The following is an 18,398-nucleotide window of genomic DNA, read 5'->3' on the forward strand; positions in this document are numbered from 1 at the left end:
AACGTGCAAGCTTATGGACATCCCTCAAGTCACACCCCAACGCGACGTCAAAACCGGCGACATGGGGCAAGTCTATCTCGCGTCCGGTAAACAGGTCGCCCTGCGCCGGTGGAGCGAGGATGCCGGTGGATTCAGCGAGGTTCGTAGTCGGGACTATGAGATCGTCGGCTATGTGATCGACGGCCTGCTCGAAATCGATCTTGATGGCGAAACGGCAAAGCTGGGGTCCGGTGACTCGTGGCTGGTTCCCGAGGGCGCACCACACCGTTACCGAGTGATCGACCCGGTGGTCGCCATCGAAGCAACCTGCCCACCGGCGCGTTTCAACGACCGCGACCAACCGGCTTAGTGCTTTGACGGGCGTTCCGCCGCGAACCCTTCGTCGCGATTGACAGCAGCCCCGTCGGACCTTAGAAAGATGCAAGGTGGATGCATCTTTGCAGGCGGTTCGGTCGAGGCGCGTGGTGTGAAAGGCATGCCGCCGCAGTCTTGCCGACGGGAAATAGCATGAAACGAAACGTGATTTGGGTCTCAGTCCTGCTCTGCGCAGTGGGCGCGTCGCTGCAGTCGGGTGTGTCGATGCAGCTGGCAGCCGACGATCCGCCTGCGACTTCAACGGCGAAGCCATTCCCGGCACCGAGATCGATGTCTGAGGCTCGCGCACGGGCCAAGTTGTTGCATGAGGCGATCGGGGGAACGCTGCAAGTCGTTCATCGCGATTTCTTTGACGAAGACGACGCGCACGCAATCCCCTCGGCCTCGCTGGAGGACGTCTTTAGCGAACTGTCACGAAGTTACGACGTCGACATGAAGTGGCTGATTGTCGAAACCGATGTCGTCAACGTCGACCATCAGGCGGAGGATGAGTTTGAGAAGGCGGCCGTGAAGGCACTCAAGGCCGGCAAGCCGATGCATGAAGCCGTGGAAGCGGAACGCTATCGATTCGCCGGTCCGATTCGGTTGGCCTCGCAATGTTTGAAGTGTCACGTCAAGAATCGAAAGAGCACCGAGGATCGAACAGCCGGCCTGTTGATTTCGATGCCGCTGATTCAGCAGAGCTTTTGAAGCAACGCTTGGATCGCCCGTGTCTCGGTCAACTCGTGCTGTTCCAAACGATCGATAAAACCTTCGACTTCCTGCATCGCAGCTTGCCATGAGGAAAACGGCGGGTCCGTTTCGCGTAGACGTGCCGATAGATCGTCCAAGTGGGCACGCAACAGGTCATGACCGTTACAGGAATCCGAACGCAAGTGATCGAAGTCCGCCGAGGGTTCCGGCAACGATTTTCCGATGCTGGCGATCATTTCGTCTTCGTGATCGAAGTGCTTGACCAGCCCATCACGTAACGGTTGCAGTCGATCGGCAGTCTCTCCGAAATGGGGAACGCCAAGCTGTTCAATCTGCTTCATCCAGTCTCGAAGCTCGCGGAGCGACTCGTTCATTTTGCGGTCTTCGCTCAACCAGTCCTCAAAGGTCTGAGAAAGCGGTTCACTGATATTCAAGCTCATTTTGGTCCTCTCCGGTCGGAATCGTCGCGTGTTGTGTTGAGTACAGGTGGATTATGATGCATGTGGTGGTGTGTCACATTGCATCACAGCGCTGTAGCGGGCAACACTTATGCCAATCGAACCGGTGGTAGACGACCCGAATCAAACCGCCCCGTCGCTGCCCCGGTGTCACTCCCATGCCGCGTGAAACGGTTGCCGGCGATGCGTCTTTGGCACATCGGGTGCTGCTGCATCAGCGCTGCTCCGAGGTGCACGGTGCCGGCTCGTTGAGTAAATGGCTGATTTGATGCAACAGCACGGCGCCGACGCGACCGTGTTTCTCGACCTGGAAGGCGTCCGATTGGCCGCACGTCGGCAACTGCTCGACATGACGTGGGGGCCCGGAGTCGCCACCATTGGCGAAGCATTATGAAGAATTCACCGAAGCGGGCGGCGGAGTGATCCTCTGTCCGCACTGTGTCACATCCGCACGCATTGGCAGCGGGGCGGTCGTTCTTTCCGTTCCAACAAACGAGCTGCCATGCCGATCCGGAAACTGAAAACGGTTTTCGCTCCCGAGCAGATTGCCGTGGTTGGTGCAAGCATGCGGCGATCCAGTGCGGGGGATACGGTGTTGCAAAACTTGCCTGGTTCGGGATTGGGCGATCCGATGGGATAGGGGAGACGCCGATCTATTCCTGCCGGTCGTTCAGCAAGAATTCCAGATGAATCCTGACGCAATCGGTCAGCGCATCTGGGTTGTATCCCCCTTCCAAGACGCTAACCAATTTTCCGTCGGTATGTTCATCCGCGACGTCCAGCAAGCAACGCGTCAAAACTCCAAAGTCATCGCTCTCCAAGTCCAGTGAACCGATCGGGTCATCCTTGTGAGCGTCGAACCCCGCGCTGACGAGAATCAGTTGGGGTTGGATCTTCGCCGCGAAGGCTTTGACTTCACGTTCAAACATGCGCAGCTGTTCGCTAGGTGGAGTACCGAACTTGATCGGCAGATTGAGCGTGGTGCCGGTCCCGGCGCCGGATCCGATTTCGTCCGCCGCACCCGTCCCCGGATAGAAGGGCGAGCGGTGCATCGATAAAAAACCGACGTCGGCCGCTTCCCAGAACATCGCCTGGGTTCCGTTGCCGTGGTGCACGTCGAAGTCGACGATCAGAACCCGTTCGATCCCTAGTTCTTCGGTCGCGACGCGGGCACCGACGGCGATGTTGTTAAACAAGCAGAATCCCATCGCGTGATCCGGCATCGCATGGTGACCCGGCGGACGCAGCAAGCAGAACGCGGTCTTGTCTTCGCCGCCGACCACGCGTGTGACCGCATCGCAAACCGCCCCAGCGGCCATCCGCGCGACGTCGTACGACCGCACGCTGACGACGGTATCCGGTTCGATGTAACCGCCACCGCTGGCGGCAAAATGTTGGATCAGGTCGACGTAGTCGGGCGTGTGCACGTAACGCAGCCGCTCCGGCGAAGCGGGCTCCCATGCGGGCCGTTTGCAGCAGGTGTCCAGTGCCACAAAATTCAAATGCCGGATCACCGGAAGAATCCGGCCGCCGTTTTCTGGATGGTCTCCCGTGACGTGCTCTTGAAACACCGGGTCGTAATAAAGCAGGGTCATCGGGGGTCAGCCACGCGTGTGTTTGCCAGTCATGAAAGGTACCCATTCGCCGTCGTCGGCTTGCAGCGAGCTTGTCATCAGCCAATGGTCACCGTCCGTGATCTCGATCGTGTCGCGATAGTTGCAGGTCCCGCTGCCGTCAAAGCTTGGGCCGAGCGTCTCGAGCACCAGCCGCTTTTGATTCGCGTCCAAAATACCATGATACAGCCAAAGGTTGGCCATCATGGAACCGACAAACGTGCCGACGTATTGGTCCTTCACCGGGTCAAAACCGAGTGTCATGATCGACGACCACGGCCCGCTGTCGGGGGCGTCACCGCTGCTTTCGCAGACCAGCCACAGACCGCCAAGCGAGCGACACGTCATGTTGCCCGAGGCGGTTGATGTGTTTCCATCGGGCATTTGACAATCGTGGTCAAAGGTCCAGTCACCGATCAGCTGATCCAGCCAGGCGTGTTCGGCTTGTGGTTTGGCAAACATACTTGATTCCTACCGCTTCGATCGAGTGTCTGTTGAAAGAACGCCTCCGTCGAGAGACAACCTGCCCCGACGGATTGATTCCAGCTTGTCGATCCATCATGGCCGAATTCGAAGTGGAATCATTGAATTTCCAAAAATACACACCCGATCCCCCGGGGACACACCCCGGATCACCCGATCCCCCGGGGACAGACCCCGATGGTCCGAGATGGTCCGGGGACAGACCCCGATGATGGTCCGGGGACAGACCCCGATGGTCCGGGGACAGACCCCGATGGTCCGGGGACAGACCCCGATGGTCCGGGGACAGACCCCGATGGTTTGGGGACACGTGCGGACCACGTCCAATCAGGGACCGCATGCACCGCCGGGCAGTGCCACACACCTCCGGGTCCAAATCCCCTCTCCTCTGGTTTATCCCCTGGAACATTGGAATCTCAGCACAAACGAAAGGAATCAAGCCATGCTATATTCTATCGAATCGTCTGATTGCAATCATTGTCTAATTTAATCGCCGATCGAGGTCACCGTGATAGATTGGCTTAAGTCGTTGTTCTCCGGTCGGGAAGGGTGCGATCCTGAGCCAGATGATCTGTGGAACGCCATGGAATCGATGGATCCACGCAACTCTCTCGCTCGACTTCGTCAGTTGAAGTTGGATTCGAAGCAATTTCCGGTCGTCAAAAGATTACTCGACGGCACGCTTTCTCCGGCTGATTGCCCTGGCGTCACCGACTGGTGTCTTGCACAAGCAGTGAATCCAACTGGAATGGACGGGCTGGGCTACGCCTTGCAACTTGCTCTTAAGAGTTCCGGCACACTCTATGTCATTCCAAAAGGTCAAAGTTTTCCAGCCGCAATGCTGCCAAAATTTGTCAGTCCAGACCAGTTGACCATTGTCGTTAACCGCGCGGGTGGCACTCCGGTCATTATCACATCGCTGGATGAGTACCTTTCGAGCAGCGACATTGTTGATTACTCGTTGGAAACCTTGACGCCGTCAAAATTGCGTCGACGACTGCCTCGTCAACCGGAGATCACTCGTGATCGCAAGGTCACTCCAAGCATCACGATTGAAAGAACCACTAATGATCAGGATCGACTGCTGGAACCGTTGGAGTTGAAGGATCTGGTCGACGCGATCAACCGAGAACTGGACTACAATCTGACACCGGACCAGCTACCGGAGGTTTCGCAACCTATCGACCAGTTAGGTCTCTACAATTTTGATGTCCAAATCGATCCCTCGAACAAAACGAAGATCAACGTCTGGGTTGTTCCGTCTGTGGATTAGGATCGAGAACCAAGCATCATCCGCATCAGCACGGTCTGTCTCCGACGATACGGAATCATCAATCACCCGGGGACAGACCCCGATGGCACGGGGACAGACCCCGATGGCACGGGGACAGACCCCGATGGCACGGGGACAGACCCCGATGGCACGGGGACAGACCCCGATGGCACATCTGTTCAGTCGATTTTGGTTTGGAGTCAACGAAAAGGGCTGTCGAACCACTCGACCTGCGCCGCGGGCGCATTTCCACTGGGGAGTTCCGCGTCAATGGATCGTTCGCCGGGTCACTGAAGATGACGAGTCCGAAATTTTCTCGCCGATGACCAGTGGCCCGTCAATTTGGGCACCTAGCTGATACGACGCTTGCATTGCTTCCCAGCGGTCACATCGTGCTTTCCAGGCGCGACGCTCAGCAACGTGGCTTCGATTCCTTTGAGGGGGATCGTTGGAAGGCGGGGATCGCTAAGCCGCTTGCCCGAATAGGTCGCGGGCTTGCTTGGGAACGTAGAAACGACGCCCGGTCTGCTTGGTCCGCTGGGCATCGAGACGCTCCGGACGGCCCGCGATGGTGGAAAACAGGCTGCCGAAGTCTGCGACGAGCGACAACCAAAGCGTCGGCGATAATCCAAGACGTTCCAAGATCGGCGGATGGCCTTCGGGCGTGCTGCCTCGCTTGCCCGGAGCCAAGTGGCGAGCGCTCCAGTCCAACAGCTCCAAGTACTCTTCCTCGCTCATTGCCAGGAAGCCTTTGTCACTACAGCGGGCGTTCGTCTTGCTCGGCTGCGGTCCAGCTGGGGCGGTCCCCTCGTGAAGATTCACTGGCGAAAGAAAGGCGTCCCCGCGGCGAGCTTGCGGATCGGCGGCTTGAGTTGCGCCATCGGCCGACGCTTTCGAATCGCCGTGTGGAGCTTGTTGCGCTGCCTGGACCACTTCGACGCGAAGTTGTCCCGATGAATGGTCGCTCAACTCCACCGTTTCCGCGATGCACGCCCGGATCAGATTCAGATCGACATAGACAGAACAGGCCAAAACAGCCTCTTCGTCGACCAGCGGAATCGCTTTGAAGCGTTGTTCGAAGAAATGCCCCGTTGTCTCGTCTTCCTTGTTGGCACGCTGAGCAATTTGCTGATTCAACAGACGCATCCACCAGGAGATATTGCTCAGCCGCACTCGGATCTCGGCGAGTTTTTCGGGGGATTGGCGAATGCGATCCAGTTCCGACTGTGACGGTGTCATCGGGTTGCCCTCGGCATCCTTTCGTTCAGGGCAGATCAACAGCCAGCGACGGGCCACTTCGGTGTCATCCCATGTTGCCACGACATCGGGCCGAGAACGCAGCATCAGGTGGAAGTGGTTGGAGAGAATGACGTAGGACAGCAAGTCGATCCCGAAACCTGCCGCAAAGCGTTTCAGGTACTCTTCGATCCAAACTTTGCGGTAATCGTAATTCTTTCCCGAGATCGGATCATCGCCGAAAAGCCAGCACGCCCGTGTGGTCCGGCTGATCACGTGAGAGATTTGAACGTCGTTTGGGTCCACCACTTCGGAACGAATGGATCTTGCCATCGCAGAGTCTCCACCACAACTCGTTTCTGGAAACTGCTGCGGGTCTGAGGATCTTTCTCGACCATTCGCAGCGAAAAAACGAGTGATCTTTCACTCTGCCTGACTACGGTCATTCCACCCGACTGGAGGCGTCAAGTCAAGTTGATTTGTGGGCGTTTTTCCAAGACGGGGTCTGTCCCCGGGTGAGCGTCCAGGCGGGGTCTGTCCCCGAGTGAGTGGGGTCTGTCCCCGAGTGAGTGTCGGTTTTGTTACAGTTGGCGAGTCTCCTGATCCGTCATGATTGTCAAAAACGTGCCCTTGCGTTGCAGCGGGTGCAGATCCACTGAGCTGTTTATGAAGCATTTTGTTTTTATTGCCGTGGTCGTCACGGCAACCGTCACCGCTGCGATTGCGGGGGATGAAGTCGCCCAGCACGCTGTCGCACTTCGGCTTCCATCGACGCCGTCAAACCCGCGTAACAGCGAAGGCGATTTTATTCGGCTCAATGACGGTCGCATCCTGTTCGTGTACACGCATTTCACCGGTGGCGGTGGCGACCATTCGTCCGCCCATCTTGCCGGACGCTATTCCTTTGACGGCGGCAAGTCGTGGGACGACATCGACACTCCGGTTTTGGAAAGCGATGCAAATTTGAACATCATGTCGGTGTCACTGTTGCGTTTGGCCGATGGTCGGATTGCGCTGTTTTATCTCAGAAAAGATTCGCTGCAGGATTGCCGGCCGGTGGTTCGGTTCAGCGATGACGAGGCGGCGACATGGAGTCAGCCGAGGGAAATCGTCCCTGATTCCCAGATCGGATATTACGTCTTGAATAACGATCGCGTGATCCAATTGCGTGACGGACGGTTAGTCGTCCCGCTCGCGCTGCATCACACGCCGGATCAAAAGAAGCCCGATTGGACCGGAAGGGTGCTGTGTTGTCTGAGCGATGACGCGGGAAAGTCGTGGCGGCGGAGCAAGAGTATCTTGCAGGCCCATGACCAGCGCAGCGGCAAACGTCTGATCGCGCAAGAACCAGGCGTCGTCGAGCTTCGCGACGGTCGTGTGATGATGTTTGTACGCTCGAATGCGGGCAGCCAATTGCTGAGCCATTCGCGCGACGGCGGAGCAACCTGGACGCCACTGGTGCCATCGACGCTTCACTCACCGACGTCTCCGGCGACCATCGAACGCATTCCCCAGAGCGATACGCTGGTCTGTGTGTGGAACGACCATGCAAAAATATCGCCCGAGTTGCGCGGCAAACGGACTCCGCTCTCGCTGGCCACCAGTGACGACGAGGGGATGACGTGGCGACCCTCAATCACACTGTTTGACAGTCCCGATGGCTGGTATTGCTACACTGCGATCGAGTTCACAGAGGACGCGATCCTGCTCGGGCATTGCGGCGGTGATCGCACGAAAAACAATGGCCTGGCCGAATCGCAGATCACACGCGTGCGATGGAGCGATCTCGGGGACGTGCGCCCGTGACTGATCCGCCAATCACTCGGTCAGGCCGCTGGGCTTAGGCAGACCGCTATCCTTGTCGTCTGCCGCAACTCATTCTTCGGGTAGGGCGTAGTGGATCTTGTCAAAGATCCCAAGCAGAAGGATCTTTGACTAGGTCCACCACTCGAAAACTGAGCCGCGACGGAATCCTGATATTGTCCGTGGTGATTCCTTTGCTTGCATCCAAGCCATCGCATTAGGCATTGGGGGCTGTCCCCGGCGGTTGGGGGCTGTCCCCGGCGGTTGGGGTCTGTCCCCGGCGGTTGGGGTCTGTTCCCGGCGGTTGGGGTCTGTCCCCGGCGGTTGGGGTCTGTCCCCGGCGGTTGGGGTCTGTCCCCGGCGGTTGGGGTCTGTCCCCGGCGGTTGGGGTCTGTCCCCGGCGGTTGGGGTCTGTCCCCGGCGGTTGGGGTCTGTCCCCGGCGGTTGGGGTCTGTCCCCGGCGGTTGGGGTCTGTCCCCGGTGGTTTGGGGTCTGTCCCCGGTGGTTGGGGTCTGTCCCCGGTGGTTGGGGTCTGTCCCCGGTGGTTGGGGTCTGTCCCCGGTGGTTTGGGGTCTGTCCCCGGTGAGTTGGTTAGTTTTGGGGGGGTGGGTGGTTGATGCGTCGCAGGTCGTCGATGAGTTGTTGGTGCATTTGGGCTTTCCGCGCGTCATCGGGCATGCGGAGGATCGCCGCGGGATGCCATGTGGCCATCGTGCGCTCGCACCAATCGGTTGCGCGGATTTCGCCGCGGTGCTTGGAGACTTGAAAGTCACGTCCGAAGAGTGCTTGCGATGACGTTGCTCCCAAACAGAGAATCGCAACGGGCTGGACCAGTGCCAGTTCCGCTTCTAACCAGGGCCGACAGGCATAGACTTCACGTGCGTTCGGTTTTTGGTGCAATCGACGTTTGCCGCGGGACGTCGTCGCTTCGGTGAATTTGAAATGCTTGACCACGTTGGTCAGATAAACGTCATTGCGGCGGATCCCGGCCCGTTTCAGGGCATCATCGAGCAGCTTGCCGGCCGAGCCGACGAAGGGCCGCCCCTCCAGATCCTCGCGGTCCCCCGGTTGTTCACCCACCAACACGATCCTTGCATCCCGACTCCCTTCGCCGAACACGGGCTGTGTCGCGTGGCGGTGTAGATCGCACGCTCGGCAACCGCCCACCGCGGTACGCAACGATTCCAAATCGATTCGCTCGGGCATGTAGTGCGTCGCCGTCTCGGCAAAGCCCTCGTTCTGATCCACCATCGCAGCCACCCGCTCGGGAGCGGCTTGCAACAGGTCGTCGATCAGCGAGGTTTCCGGCAGCGTCGGCCAATGACGCACCGGCATTTCCCGTTTCATCGTGTCGACTTTGACCCGCGCCGGGTTGAAGATCGATGCGTAATACGTTTTCCAAAGTTCCTCGAGCGCATCATCATCCGGGGCGTCGCTGACCGGCACGCCGGGGCCGTACCGCAGTGACGATTGGTCCCAGGTCACCGACTCGTCGGGCGTGAGGATCGACCACTTCATGCCGCTGAATCGGCGGCTGAAAAACGGAGCGGCCAAGCGGACGATACGATGATCCGGCCGGTGCCATGCGACGTAGACCTCTTCGTCGCCTGAATCGATCACTTTGCGAAACCGCACGAACGCCTTCATTTTATGAACGTCTCGCGTGACCGCTTTCCGCATCGTCGTCAGCTCGTGAACATCATCGTCGGTCGTGATCTGCAACAGATGACGTTCCCCGCGCACCAGACGCCACAAGGTTCGGTAGAGCAATGACCAACGCGTCCCGGCGCGGTGACAGGCGACGGTCTTGGCCAGTTCCAAAAACGCTTTGGGGACGGTGAAGGCAGTCGGTGTCGCAGGGAACTCCGTGTCGTCATTTGAATCGAACAAGGAATGTTGCTCGTCGTCAGCCATCCAGGCCACCTGCTCCGGCGGCACGTCGGCGGTAAGCAATCGTCGCGCCGTGACTCGCCATTGGTCGAACGTCTGAACCTTCACAAATCGCATGACGCGAACTTAGACCTCTCCGGTCAGGGCGGATTGACGAGTGTCGAACAACATCAGCTGTTTGTGTTTCGGTTGTGCGCGGCCGCGAAGATCGGACTTGTCCAGGTTGGCGAGTTCGGGATTGTGGTCCGCGGTCGAGACAAAGTACTTGGCTCGGTTCCAAGCGACTCGCAGCTTTTTGAGGTCTTCGCGACGCACGGTCTTGTGTCTGCGAATGCTCAAAATGCGTTTGACGCTTCGCGCTCCGATGCCGGGAATCCGCAACAGCTCTTCTCGGCTCGCTCGGTTGACATCCACCGGAAAGAAATGCCGATTGGCGAGAGCCCAGGCCAGTTTCGGATCGATGTCCAGCGAAAGGTTCTGATCGGCCTCGGCAACAATTTCACTCGCATCGAAACCATAAAACCGCATCAACCAATCGGCTTGATAAAGTCGATGCTCGCGGACCAGCGGGGGTGATTGGCCGGGCAATCGGGCATCGGCGTGCGGGATGGGGCTGTAGGCCGAATAATAGACGCGACGGAGGTTCTGGCCGTCGTAGAGCTGAGCAGCCGTCTTCAAAATCTCGACGTCCGGTGTGTCCGTCGCCCCGACGATCATCTGTGTGCTTTGCCCGGCCGGTGCGAAGCTTGGCGGATGAAGCCCCGCTTTCTGATCGTCTTGGGTTTCGTCGATCTTTTGCCGAATCCCCTGCATCGCGTCGACGATTTCAGGTTTCTTCTTCTCTGGAGCAAGCTTGTGAAGGTCGCCTTCGGTGGGCAGTTCGATGTTGACGCTCAATCGATCGGCCCACATGCCGGCCTCTTCGATCAGGGGCTGTGACGCGTTGGGGATGGTTTTCAGATGGATGTAGCCGCCGTAGTGTTGTTCGGTTCGCAATTTCTTCGCAACCGAGATTAGTTGCTCCATCGTGTAATCCGAAGTCTGGATGATGCCTGAGCTGAGGAACAGTCCTTCGATGTAGTTGCGTTTGTAAAACTCGATCGTCAACGAGACCACTTCGTCGACGGAGAATCGAGCCCGCGGCGTGTCGCTGGAGATCCGATTGACGCAATATTGGCAATCGTAGATGCAGTAATTCGTCAGCAGGACTTTCAGCAACGAGATGCATCGCCCGTCCGGCGTGTAGCTGTGGCAGATCCCCATTCCCTCGGTGCTGCCGATCTTGCTGCCGGGCCGAGTGGACTTGGAGCCGCTGCTGGCGCAGGAGGCATCGTATTTGGCCGCGTCGGCGAGAATCGCAAGTTTGTCACGAACGTCCATTTCCGCTGAGGCAGAACCAGAGAGATGAGTTGTAAAGGCAGGAAACCTTGGGATGGTAGGCGTTTGGCAAGCCGGCCGGACGTTGAGGTGTGTGCTGCCGGAAAGGGGGCTCTGAGGCGGCGATCACTGAGGGTCAACCAACCGACCCTCCCCTCGCTTCGCTCGATCCTCCCTGCCAGGGAGGGTGACGCAGGAAAAGACACGACCTGCTCTCGCTGGGAGCGAGCGGACGTGGCGTGATGTGCTGGCGATCCCAGGCGGCCGTGCTGCGGCATCATCCGAGCAGCTCGACCAACCGTTCCATGGGCAGGTGTTCTTGTTCGATCCTTCGGTTGGTACGGCAAACCGTTTCGTAGCACACTCGCTCGGCGTCGTTGAGGTGCGACAACTCTTTTGGTTGAGATCCATTTCCGGCTGTCGCCAAGTCTTGGAATTGATCCAACACGCTCTCGTCCATCAGCAGGCTTTGCACGCCGGGCAAGGCTTGCCGCAATCGGTCCAAGATGACAAAGCCATCGGCGTCGATGTCTCCCCAGTAAAACACCGGATTCTCGTGAAGCCAGCGGACATCGGCCAATTGAGTGACGCCGTTTCCCAGTCCGCCCAACGCCACGCCGCGTTCCAGGCCGGGCAATGACAACAGATTGATTTTGTTTTCAACGATCAGAATCCTCGCCTCGGTCACCGGCAATTGCGAAAGCGACTCGGCGGGCAGCGACAGTTCCTCGAACGGTAGACCGAGTTCAGCCTGTAACGCGTCGTCCAGGATTCGCAGCAAGAAATGCGGGCGGGCGTAACGCAATCCGTAGCGGGGCTCAAACGCGTCGTAACCGTAGCGATGATCGATGGTGTGCGGTGGCAGAACGGTGTCCAGCCAGGTTGCCAGTCGGCGTCGATGGGTCTCCAGCAGCTTGGTGGAAACCGCCAGCGGCAATTCGCGGGCGAAACAATCCGGGCGCGGATGCGATTGGAAATAGTCCACGATGTCGAGCAACCCGTCCAGGACGTCGGCGACGTCCAACAGTTGTTTCCAGTTGCCGCGTTGGATCAGCCAGGGCACCAGTTCCGGTTTGCGGCGGCGAAGTGTTTCGGCCGCCCCACGGAGTGCTGTCCACTCGGCCGCACACCCCGCCAAACGGACCAGATCCTGCATCGAATCGATCACGATGGCGGTGGGGAACTGATTCAATCCATGCGTTCGGCTGCGACGCGATTCGTACCGGACGGTGTAACCCGTGCCGGTGATGTCTTTGGATGCTTGACGAAGCCGGTCGACTTGCTCGATCGCGGCGGCGTGGTCCTTGGCAAGGGAAAGGTTGGCCGGCACACGATGCGGAAAGAACGCGTCCAGTTGGCCCGACAGCCAGGCCTTGACGGCCTTGGGGTAAATCCGTTTCGCTTTGTCGGCAATCGCATCCGGCGTGATCATCCGTTTGTGTCTTCCTCGCCCTGGACGGCGCGGTATTGTTCGGCCGTCAAACTGATCAGTTCGCTGCGGTTGGTGTCGGGGTCTTTGATGATGTGTCCGTACATCCCGACATAGCTTTCGGTGATTTTCGCTTTGGCATCCAAGGGGGCGACGATTGCCAATTGCAGTCCGAAGCGGGCGAACAAGTTCAGCGCGTACTTGGCCCGCGTGTCGTCGCTACGGGAGAACATTTCGTCGACCATGACAAAATGAAAACGATCGCTGTCGGTTTCATCGGGCCGCAAGTCGTATTGGTAGGCGATCGCGGCGACCAACACCAGGAATGCCAATTTGCCTTTTTCACCACCCGATTGCCCGGTGCCGCCGTCGTAGTAGCTGCCGGGTTCTGCGGTGGCGGCATCGTACTCGCGGGCGGCGAACTTGAACCAGTTTCGCACGTCGATGACTTTTTCACGCCATCGCAAATTGGCATCGTCGCGCAATCGTCCGACAAGTTTTTCGATGCGGCCGAACGTGGCTTCGTTGGCATCGTCGGTTCCACCCAGTGTGCCTTCCAAACAGCCGGCCAAATCGCGGCGGAAGTCACGGATTTCCGCGTCGGTGGTCTCACTCGGTTCCAGCCGCATGTAGGTTCCCGGTCGCCAATCGAGTCGTCGCAGGGCTTCATTGAGCACTTCGATCTTGCTGCGGATCTCTTCGCGTTCGTCTTCGAGCGAACCGTGCAGCAAACCGATTTCCTGCAGCACCTTTTCTTTCAAACGTTGTCGAAAGCGGCGTTCGTGCCTGGGCAAATCGTCTTGGATGATTCGTTGTTGCAGCGTCTCGAAGTCGGGCAGCGACTGCGGCGTCGGGCTCAGTTCGGACTCAAAGACCGGGAACTTCGTCAGCAATCGACCCATCGCCCGGGTCAGGTCGTCACGAATGGGGCTGACACGTTTTTCTCGATCGCTGACCTGAGCGGAAAGCTGGTGGGTGACTTCGGTCGGCAACCGCCCCATGTTCTCGATGGTCAGTTTTCGGTCGCCCAGTTGCGTTTCGATTCCGGCGAAGTGTTGTTGGGCGCGGTCTAGGCTGCCGTCGTCACGGGCCGCGGCCAGTCCCTCCTGGACCGATTGCAGGGTGCGGTTGCCGTTGTCGAGTTGATGTTGCGTTTTGGATCGTTCGTCGAAATTGCGATCGCGGTCCGACTCCAGCCCCTCGAGCTCGGCGTTGACATCGGCCAACTTGGCTTTCAGTTGTTTGACGCGGTCGTTGGACGCTTCCAGTTTTTCTTTTTCCAGACGCAACTGCGAGGCGTCGAACTCATGGCGGTGATCGTCGATGGCATCAAAATCCGTCATCACGGCAACTTCGTCCAGAACCGTCAACAGCGACGTGGCTTGATCGCTGGTTCGGCGGAGCGACGCGATCTGCGACTGAAGCGTTGCGATCTGTGTCTGCTGATCTCGAATCGATTGTTCCAGAGCTTCACGCTTGGAGCGGTTGTCCCAGCCGAGGACAAAATGTCGGCGATCGTCTTGGCGGCTGCGGTCATCCTTGGCGTGTTGGCGATGGTTTTGTTTGACGTGTCGATGGATGGTCATCGCCCGTCGGTTGGCCATTTGAAACTCGGCAATCGTTTCACAGGCGAGGTGGTCGAAGCGATGCAGGATTTCACCGCGGACGTAAGACGCCAACGGATGGTCGTCGCGATAGTGCAACATTTCCGGCAACGACAGTTCATCGGAAACCGGATCGGTGGGGGATGCCGTCGGTGCGACCCGATCGTAGGTCAATCGCAGCCCCCGACCGCGGCCATCGACCAGGCGTTTTGCGTCGACGTAGCCGGAAACTTTGGCGTACAGGTCGTCGGGCACCAACAGCGTGCGCGCGAACGAATGCAGCACCTGTTCGATCGACGCTTCCCAGCGGGCGTGATCGGGGTTGACGGTGACCAACTCGGCCGCAAAGGGCAGATCCGAGGGAGACAATTGAAAGGCAGAACAAATCGCCGCGCGGACTTCGATGAAGGCGTCCGGCAAATTGCCCTTGCGGCGGCGCAGCGATTCCAGCTCCGATGCATCGTCGTCAAGTTGATTCCGCAGGACACCTAGTTCGTAATCGCAGCGGCTTAATTGTTCGGTGGCGGTCTGCCGACGCTCGATCAGAGCCTGACGGGTTTGCGAAACGAGTTGGTGCGCTTTTTCAAGCTGCTGGGCACTGTTGATGGCGATCTGAATGCCGGCTTGTTTCAATTTCGCTTCGAGCACAAGCCGCTTTTCACGTTTCGATCTCGCTTGCTGCTCCTCTGCGGCGATCAAGTCCGGCAGCCGCTGCAATCTGGCTCCGCCGCTGTGGGCGATCTCGTGTTCCAGTCGCGCCGCATCACTGCGTCTAGCGTTGAGTGATTGGTCCAGCAGTTGGATCTCTTGGTCCAGGTGCTCGATTCGCAGTTTCCATTGATCACACAGCGGACGCAGCAAGTCGGCGATCGCGGTGTCAAAGAACAGCGGTGCGGATTCGTGTTGGTCGCGGGCCTGTTGCAATCGATCGTTGGCGGTTCGATAGCGGCGGCCCGTTTTGATGATCGGTGTTAACAACTCGGATTGTTGGCGCACTTGGACGAGCGCTCGGTGGGCTTCGCTGAGTTCGGCGAAATGCTGCAACAGGCTGGAAACTTTGTCATTCCAAGGTTTCTTTTCCAGCATGTGGTCGCGGATGAACTGATCGAGACGCTGGACATCTTTGACCGCGACGGTTTGGTTGAAGATGTCCATCGCCTTGGGGCGAAACTTGACCTGTCGTTGGAACCAGCCGTGGTATTGCTTGTAGCTTTCGGTGACTTGGAATCCCCGATCGGTCAGGGCGGATTTGATCTCGCTGCCGGACTTCAATCCGCCCAGATCGCCGGCGATGCTGCGGGCTCGGGTGTCGAAGGCGTAATAGATTTTGCGATCACCCGAGGCGGTCAAGTACATGACCTGGCAGAGTGTGAACTGTTTGTCCGAGGTGCCGCTGGCAAAGGTCGCCAGCAGCGCGGTGTAAAACCCGCTGCCGTCGCGCAGGTATTGGATTTGAGGTTTCTCGTCGCGTCCGGCGGTGCGGTCGTAGGCGCCGCGGATGTAGGTCCGTTCGTCACGTTCTTTTTTGGTGGCCCCCGCGGCGACGTTGTAGTTGCGAACACCGGGGCGGACCAGCAGCGTCAGCATGGCGTCGACGAGCGTCGATTTTCCGGCGCCATTTTCACCGACCAGCAGCGAGGTCGCACCGTGGGGTTTGAACGAGTGGACTTGCCCGTCGAACGTTCCCCAGTTGAAGACTTCGAAGGTGGACAGGCGAAAACCACTTTGTCGAGGCGATTCGGCGGCGTCTGCGCCGGTGTCAAACAGCGACAGGGGGCGTGGCCGCGACGTGGATTCAGTCATCCGTTGTCTCCATGGCGTCTTCGGGTTCGGCGTCCGCAGCCTGTGCTTCGCGGCGTTTCAATTCAGCGGTCAGATCCGTTCGCAATCGTTCCAATTCCGCCAACGGCAACCTGGCTTTGAGGATGCGGCGGATCTCCCAACTGGGCGGTTGTTTCTCGAAACGCCTGACGTACTTGAGTTCCTCCAGTTTGCGGAGTTGGCCGCCCAGGTTGCGATTCGCGCGAACCGCGTCGTCGTTGCCCGGGACGAGGGATTGCCAGATATCCAACAGTGAAGCCTGGGTGATGACGCAGCGGTCGTCGCGATGGATTTCTTCTTCGAATCGGCGCAGTTCGTCGCGCAGCAGCACGCACAGCAGCGAGGCCTCAAAGCTCAGGCGGATGCTGCGAAACAGTTTTGGGATCGGCGGATAATCCGGCGGCAAGACTTCGGCTTCGATCTGCCGCAAGTAAGCCATGCCGTCTTCTTCGTTGACGATCAACATCAGTCCGATCCGGGCAAAGTAATCGCTCAGCGGCGTCACACCGGCGAGGATTCGTTCCCAGTTGTCGCCGGCGTCATCGTGATAGACGATGCCTTGCAGCAATCGGACGGCGGCGGGTGCCCAGGGGACCGGAGGCGGCAGCGAGTCGGGGTCCAAGGATTCGTGTTTGGATTCGTTCATCATCGTGGTCGTTTCGTTCGAATCGGCACCGTGGCTTTTTCATGTGTGCGGTGAAAGGTGACCCGCGGAACGACCACGCACAACGGGTGTTCTTTTCCTGTGCTGGGGTCTTTTGTGGTCACGGCAATGGTTTCGGTTGCGTCGCGATCGATGCGGTGCCCGTCTTCGTGCGCGATTTGGATCCATCCCACCAGTTCGATGATGCCGACGTGGAGAGGGCGGATCTTTAGAAGTTCGGGCAGTCCAACCGAGGGCGAATTCCCGGTGGCGTGGGCGATCACGTCGCGCATGCGGTCCCATTCGAGTCGCTGCAGGTGGGCCAGTTTTTTGGCTTCGCGCCGGGCCGTTTCGAAATCGACGACGTGTGTTTCCGGGGCGACGTCAAAGACTTGGGGCGGGGTCCAAAACGGGCGCGTCAGCGGGGACGTCAACCCGATCGAGGTTTCGACGTTCAAGCCGAGGGTTTCGGGTGGTTCCTGGCAGGACTGGGCGACGTCGTGTTTCAATCGCGACGCCAGCGTGCGAAGGTCGCGTAGCACTTCGGCGGTCCGCTTGCGGTGTCCGGCGGATTGGTCGTCCAGCAATCGACGCAGGGTTTGCGACAGGCGTCCGGTTTGCCGCAGCACGTTGTCGGCTTCGGCCAACAGTGACGGCACCATGGCGCGAACGTGCCGGAGCGCCGCCCGCTGGTCCGCGATGGCGTCCAGGTGAGTGACTTCGGCGATCGTTTCACGCAGTTTGGCTTGGGCATGCGGGGCGAACAGAAAGGCGACGAAGGCGTCGAAGCTGACGCCTTCGTCCTGTTGTTTGATCAGGTCTTCGGCATCAAGTGCGGTGGCCAGGATCTCACCGCGGCGACGGTCGTCCTTCATCGCCTCGCGCTGCACTTGGCGGCCGATCGCTTCGAATCGGTCTTCGACGGCGCGAAAATCACTTTGCAGGGTCTTGAGCAGATCGACGGCGGTGTAGAACCGCTCGCGGATCTGTGCGGGGTGGTAGGTTTCCACTTCGCCGCCGCCACGAATCGAAGCGATCTCGTCGTCGATCCGCTGCCTCTGGGCGAGCAGGTCTTTCAATCGCCGATCGGGGTCCGGCGACGCGTTGCGGACGAGGTCGACCAAGGTGTCGATGACCAACCGCAGCCGGCTCTCGGTGCCCACCAGACGGGTGTCACGATGGAGCATGGAATCGACAAACCGGATGGCGTCTTCGCTGTAGCGGGTGAGTTGGTAGTGGGGGCCGGTGGAGTCGGCGGGCAAAAAGCGTCGCAGCCAGCCGGCATCGGACCACTCGCGCAAGTACCGATCGGGCGCGCCGAGCAAGACGGGGCGTTCGTCGTCGCGGAGTTCGTCTTGAAAGACCTGCAATCGGCTGACCAGCTCGTCGTGGGAAAACGAGATCGCGGAATCTTGCGTGTTCGATTTGAACGCTTGCCGCAGAAAGTAAACGACGAACGCCCCGAGGTCCGCCTTGAGCAATCGGGCGGTGGGGGAAGACTCCAAAAAGGTTGTGACGGCGTCGAGGTTCATGGCCCGATTTTAATCACAACGGGAGCGCAGGGTCAGAGCCGAGATCGACGTTCGGATTTGCCGCTTCAACGGCTGCGCTGTGAAGGTGTTAGCGGAACGGCGCGAGCCGTCCGGTTGCGCTTCAAAAAACACCGTGAAAGACCGGAGGGCTCGCGCCCTACCGCCAAC

At 59.0% G+C, this 18,398-nt stretch carries 16 protein-coding genes; 6 read left to right on the forward strand and 10 right to left on the reverse strand.

Translation table 11 applies throughout. The features are described 5' to 3' along the window. The first annotated feature begins 13 nt into the window (after nucleotides 1-13). Together Enr13x_RS00780 and Enr13x_RS00785 are read left to right on the forward strand one after the other, a co-directional pair. Nucleotides 14-349 (forward strand): cupin domain-containing protein, encoded by a 336-nt coding sequence (locus Enr13x_RS00780; protein WP_145384208.1) that lies wholly within the window; start codon nucleotides 14-16, stop codon nucleotides 347-349. 296 nt (nucleotides 350-645) lie between these two features. After that, nucleotides 646-1,065 (forward strand): c-type heme family protein, encoded by a 420-nt coding sequence (locus Enr13x_RS00785; protein WP_231744023.1) that lies wholly within the window; start codon nucleotides 646-648, stop codon nucleotides 1,063-1,065. Here the strand turns inward: Enr13x_RS00785 and Enr13x_RS00790 are convergent. After that, on the reverse strand, nucleotides 1,050-1,508 hold the full coding sequence (locus tag Enr13x_RS00790) for a hemerythrin domain-containing protein (RefSeq protein WP_145384210.1): 459 nt from the start codon (nucleotides 1,506-1,508) through the stop codon (nucleotides 1,050-1,052). The genes Enr13x_RS00785 and Enr13x_RS00790 overlap by 16 nt on opposite strands. A gap of 274 nt (nucleotides 1,509-1,782) precedes the next feature. On the opposite strand from Enr13x_RS00790, the gene Enr13x_RS37570 reads away from it, so the two are divergent. Further along, nucleotides 1,783-1,920 carry a hypothetical protein gene (locus Enr13x_RS37570; RefSeq protein WP_197455680.1) on the forward strand — a complete coding sequence of 46 codons (138 nt, stop codon included), beginning with the start codon at nucleotides 1,783-1,785 and terminating at the stop codon, nucleotides 1,918-1,920. Between the two features lie 108 nt (nucleotides 1,921-2,028). Continuing rightward, nucleotides 2,029-2,166 (forward strand): hypothetical protein, encoded by a 138-nt coding sequence (locus tag Enr13x_RS38735; protein ID WP_231744024.1) that lies wholly within the window; start codon nucleotides 2,029-2,031, stop codon nucleotides 2,164-2,166. A 13-nt stretch (nucleotides 2,167-2,179) separates the two neighbouring features. Here Enr13x_RS38735 and Enr13x_RS00795 read toward each other — a convergent pair whose 3' ends face one another. Then, complete coding sequence (locus Enr13x_RS00795; RefSeq protein WP_145384212.1) at nucleotides 2,180-3,121, reverse strand: histone deacetylase family protein; 942 nt, start codon at nucleotides 3,119-3,121, stop codon at nucleotides 2,180-2,182. 6 nt (nucleotides 3,122-3,127) lie between these two features. Then, nucleotides 3,128-3,601, reverse strand: coding sequence for a DUF1579 domain-containing protein (locus Enr13x_RS00800; protein ID WP_145384214.1), 474 nt, complete (start codon nucleotides 3,599-3,601; stop codon nucleotides 3,128-3,130). A gap of 529 nt (nucleotides 3,602-4,130) precedes the next feature. Here Enr13x_RS00800 and Enr13x_RS00810 point away from each other — a divergent pair. After that, complete coding sequence (locus Enr13x_RS00810) at nucleotides 4,131-4,895, forward strand: hypothetical protein (RefSeq protein WP_145384217.1); 765 nt, start codon at nucleotides 4,131-4,133, stop codon at nucleotides 4,893-4,895. Between the two features lie 465 nt (nucleotides 4,896-5,360). On the opposite strand, the gene Enr13x_RS00815 is transcribed toward Enr13x_RS00810, so the two are convergent. Beyond that, the gene (locus Enr13x_RS00815; RefSeq protein WP_145384219.1) at nucleotides 5,361-6,464 is read right to left on the reverse strand and encodes a hypothetical protein; all 1,104 of its coding nucleotides are present in this window, start codon (nucleotides 6,462-6,464) and stop codon (nucleotides 5,361-5,363) included. Between the two features lie 333 nt (nucleotides 6,465-6,797). Between Enr13x_RS00815 and Enr13x_RS00820 the strand changes: the two genes are divergently transcribed. Beyond that, nucleotides 6,798-7,937 (forward strand): sialidase family protein, encoded by a 1,140-nt coding sequence (locus tag Enr13x_RS00820; RefSeq protein ID WP_145384221.1) that lies wholly within the window; start codon nucleotides 6,798-6,800, stop codon nucleotides 7,935-7,937. A gap of 588 nt (nucleotides 7,938-8,525) precedes the next feature. Here Enr13x_RS00820 and Enr13x_RS39520 read toward each other — a convergent pair. The 6 genes from Enr13x_RS39520 to Enr13x_RS00850 all read right to left on the reverse strand — a co-directional run bounded on the left by Enr13x_RS39520 (nucleotide 8,526) and on the right by Enr13x_RS00850 (nucleotide 18,230). Beyond that, on the reverse strand, nucleotides 8,526-9,941 hold the full coding sequence (locus Enr13x_RS39520; RefSeq protein WP_145384223.1) for a UdgX family uracil-DNA binding protein: 1,416 nt from the start codon (nucleotides 9,939-9,941) through the stop codon (nucleotides 8,526-8,528). 9 nt (nucleotides 9,942-9,950) lie between these two features. Then, nucleotides 9,951-11,204: a putative DNA modification/repair radical SAM protein gene (locus tag Enr13x_RS00830; protein WP_145384225.1), complete on the reverse strand. Its 1,254-nt coding sequence runs from the start codon at nucleotides 11,202-11,204 to the stop codon at nucleotides 9,951-9,953. A gap of 274 nt (nucleotides 11,205-11,478) precedes the next feature. Then, a complete protein-coding gene (locus Enr13x_RS00835) occupies nucleotides 11,479-12,633 on the reverse strand; it encodes a Wadjet anti-phage system protein JetD domain-containing protein (RefSeq protein ID WP_145384227.1) in 1,155 nt (384 codons plus the stop codon). Next, nucleotides 12,630-16,037, reverse strand: coding sequence for an ATP-binding protein (locus Enr13x_RS00840; RefSeq protein WP_145384229.1), 3,408 nt, complete (start codon nucleotides 16,035-16,037; stop codon nucleotides 12,630-12,632). Before Enr13x_RS00840 ends, Enr13x_RS00835 begins: the two co-directional genes overlap by 4 nt. Beyond that, nucleotides 16,030-16,704, reverse strand: a complete 675-nt coding sequence (locus tag Enr13x_RS00845) for a DUF4194 domain-containing protein (protein ID WP_145384231.1) — start codon at nucleotides 16,702-16,704, stop codon at nucleotides 16,030-16,032. The genes Enr13x_RS00840 and Enr13x_RS00845 overlap by 8 nt, the downstream gene beginning before the upstream one ends. Further along, nucleotides 16,701-18,230 (reverse strand): DUF3375 domain-containing protein, encoded by a 1,530-nt coding sequence (locus Enr13x_RS00850; RefSeq protein WP_145384233.1) that lies wholly within the window; start codon nucleotides 18,228-18,230, stop codon nucleotides 16,701-16,703. Before Enr13x_RS00850 ends, Enr13x_RS00845 begins: the two co-directional genes overlap by 4 nt. Nucleotides 18,231-18,398: the final 168 nt, after the last annotated feature.

Origin of the sequence: Stieleria neptunia (assembly GCF_007754155.1) — a bacterium.
Taxonomy (GTDB): domain Bacteria; phylum Planctomycetota; class Planctomycetia; order Pirellulales; family Pirellulaceae; genus Stieleria; species Stieleria neptunia.

Coding starts and splice junctions, on each gene's coding strand:
- Enr13x_RS00780 (WP_145384208.1), top strand. CDS start 14: ATGGACATCCCTCAAGTCACACCCCAACGCGACGTCAAAACCGGCGAC.
- Enr13x_RS00785 (WP_231744023.1), top strand. CDS start 646: ATGTCTGAGGCTCGCGCACGGGCCAAGTTGTTGCATGAGGCGATCGGG.
- Enr13x_RS00790 (WP_145384210.1), bottom strand. CDS start 1,508: ATGAGCTTGAATATCAGTGAACCGCTTTCTCAGACCTTTGAGGACTGG.
- Enr13x_RS37570 (WP_197455680.1), top strand. CDS start 1,783: ATGGCTGATTTGATGCAACAGCACGGCGCCGACGCGACCGTGTTTCTC.
- Enr13x_RS38735 (WP_231744024.1), top strand. CDS start 2,029: ATGCCGATCCGGAAACTGAAAACGGTTTTCGCTCCCGAGCAGATTGCC.
- Enr13x_RS00795 (WP_145384212.1), bottom strand. CDS start 3,121: ATGACCCTGCTTTATTACGACCCGGTGTTTCAAGAGCACGTCACGGGA.
- Enr13x_RS00800 (WP_145384214.1), bottom strand. CDS start 3,601: ATGTTTGCCAAACCACAAGCCGAACACGCCTGGCTGGATCAGCTGATC.
- Enr13x_RS00815 (WP_145384219.1), bottom strand. CDS start 6,464: ATGGCAAGATCCATTCGTTCCGAAGTGGTGGACCCAAACGACGTTCAA.
- Enr13x_RS00820 (WP_145384221.1), top strand. CDS start 6,798: ATGAAGCATTTTGTTTTTATTGCCGTGGTCGTCACGGCAACCGTCACC.
- Enr13x_RS39520 (WP_145384223.1), bottom strand. CDS start 9,941: ATGCGATTTGTGAAGGTTCAGACGTTCGACCAATGGCGAGTCACGGCG.
- Enr13x_RS00830 (WP_145384225.1), bottom strand. CDS start 11,204: ATGGACGTTCGTGACAAACTTGCGATTCTCGCCGACGCGGCCAAATAC.
- Enr13x_RS00835 (WP_145384227.1), bottom strand. CDS start 12,633: ATGATCACGCCGGATGCGATTGCCGACAAAGCGAAACGGATTTACCCC.
- Enr13x_RS00840 (WP_145384229.1), bottom strand. CDS start 16,037: ATGACTGAATCCACGTCGCGGCCACGCCCCCTGTCGCTGTTTGACACC.
- Enr13x_RS00845 (WP_145384231.1), bottom strand. CDS start 16,704: ATGATGAACGAATCCAAACACGAATCCTTGGACCCCGACTCGCTGCCG.
- Enr13x_RS00850 (WP_145384233.1), bottom strand. CDS start 18,230: ATGAACCTCGACGCCGTCACAACCTTTTTGGAGTCTTCCCCCACCGCC.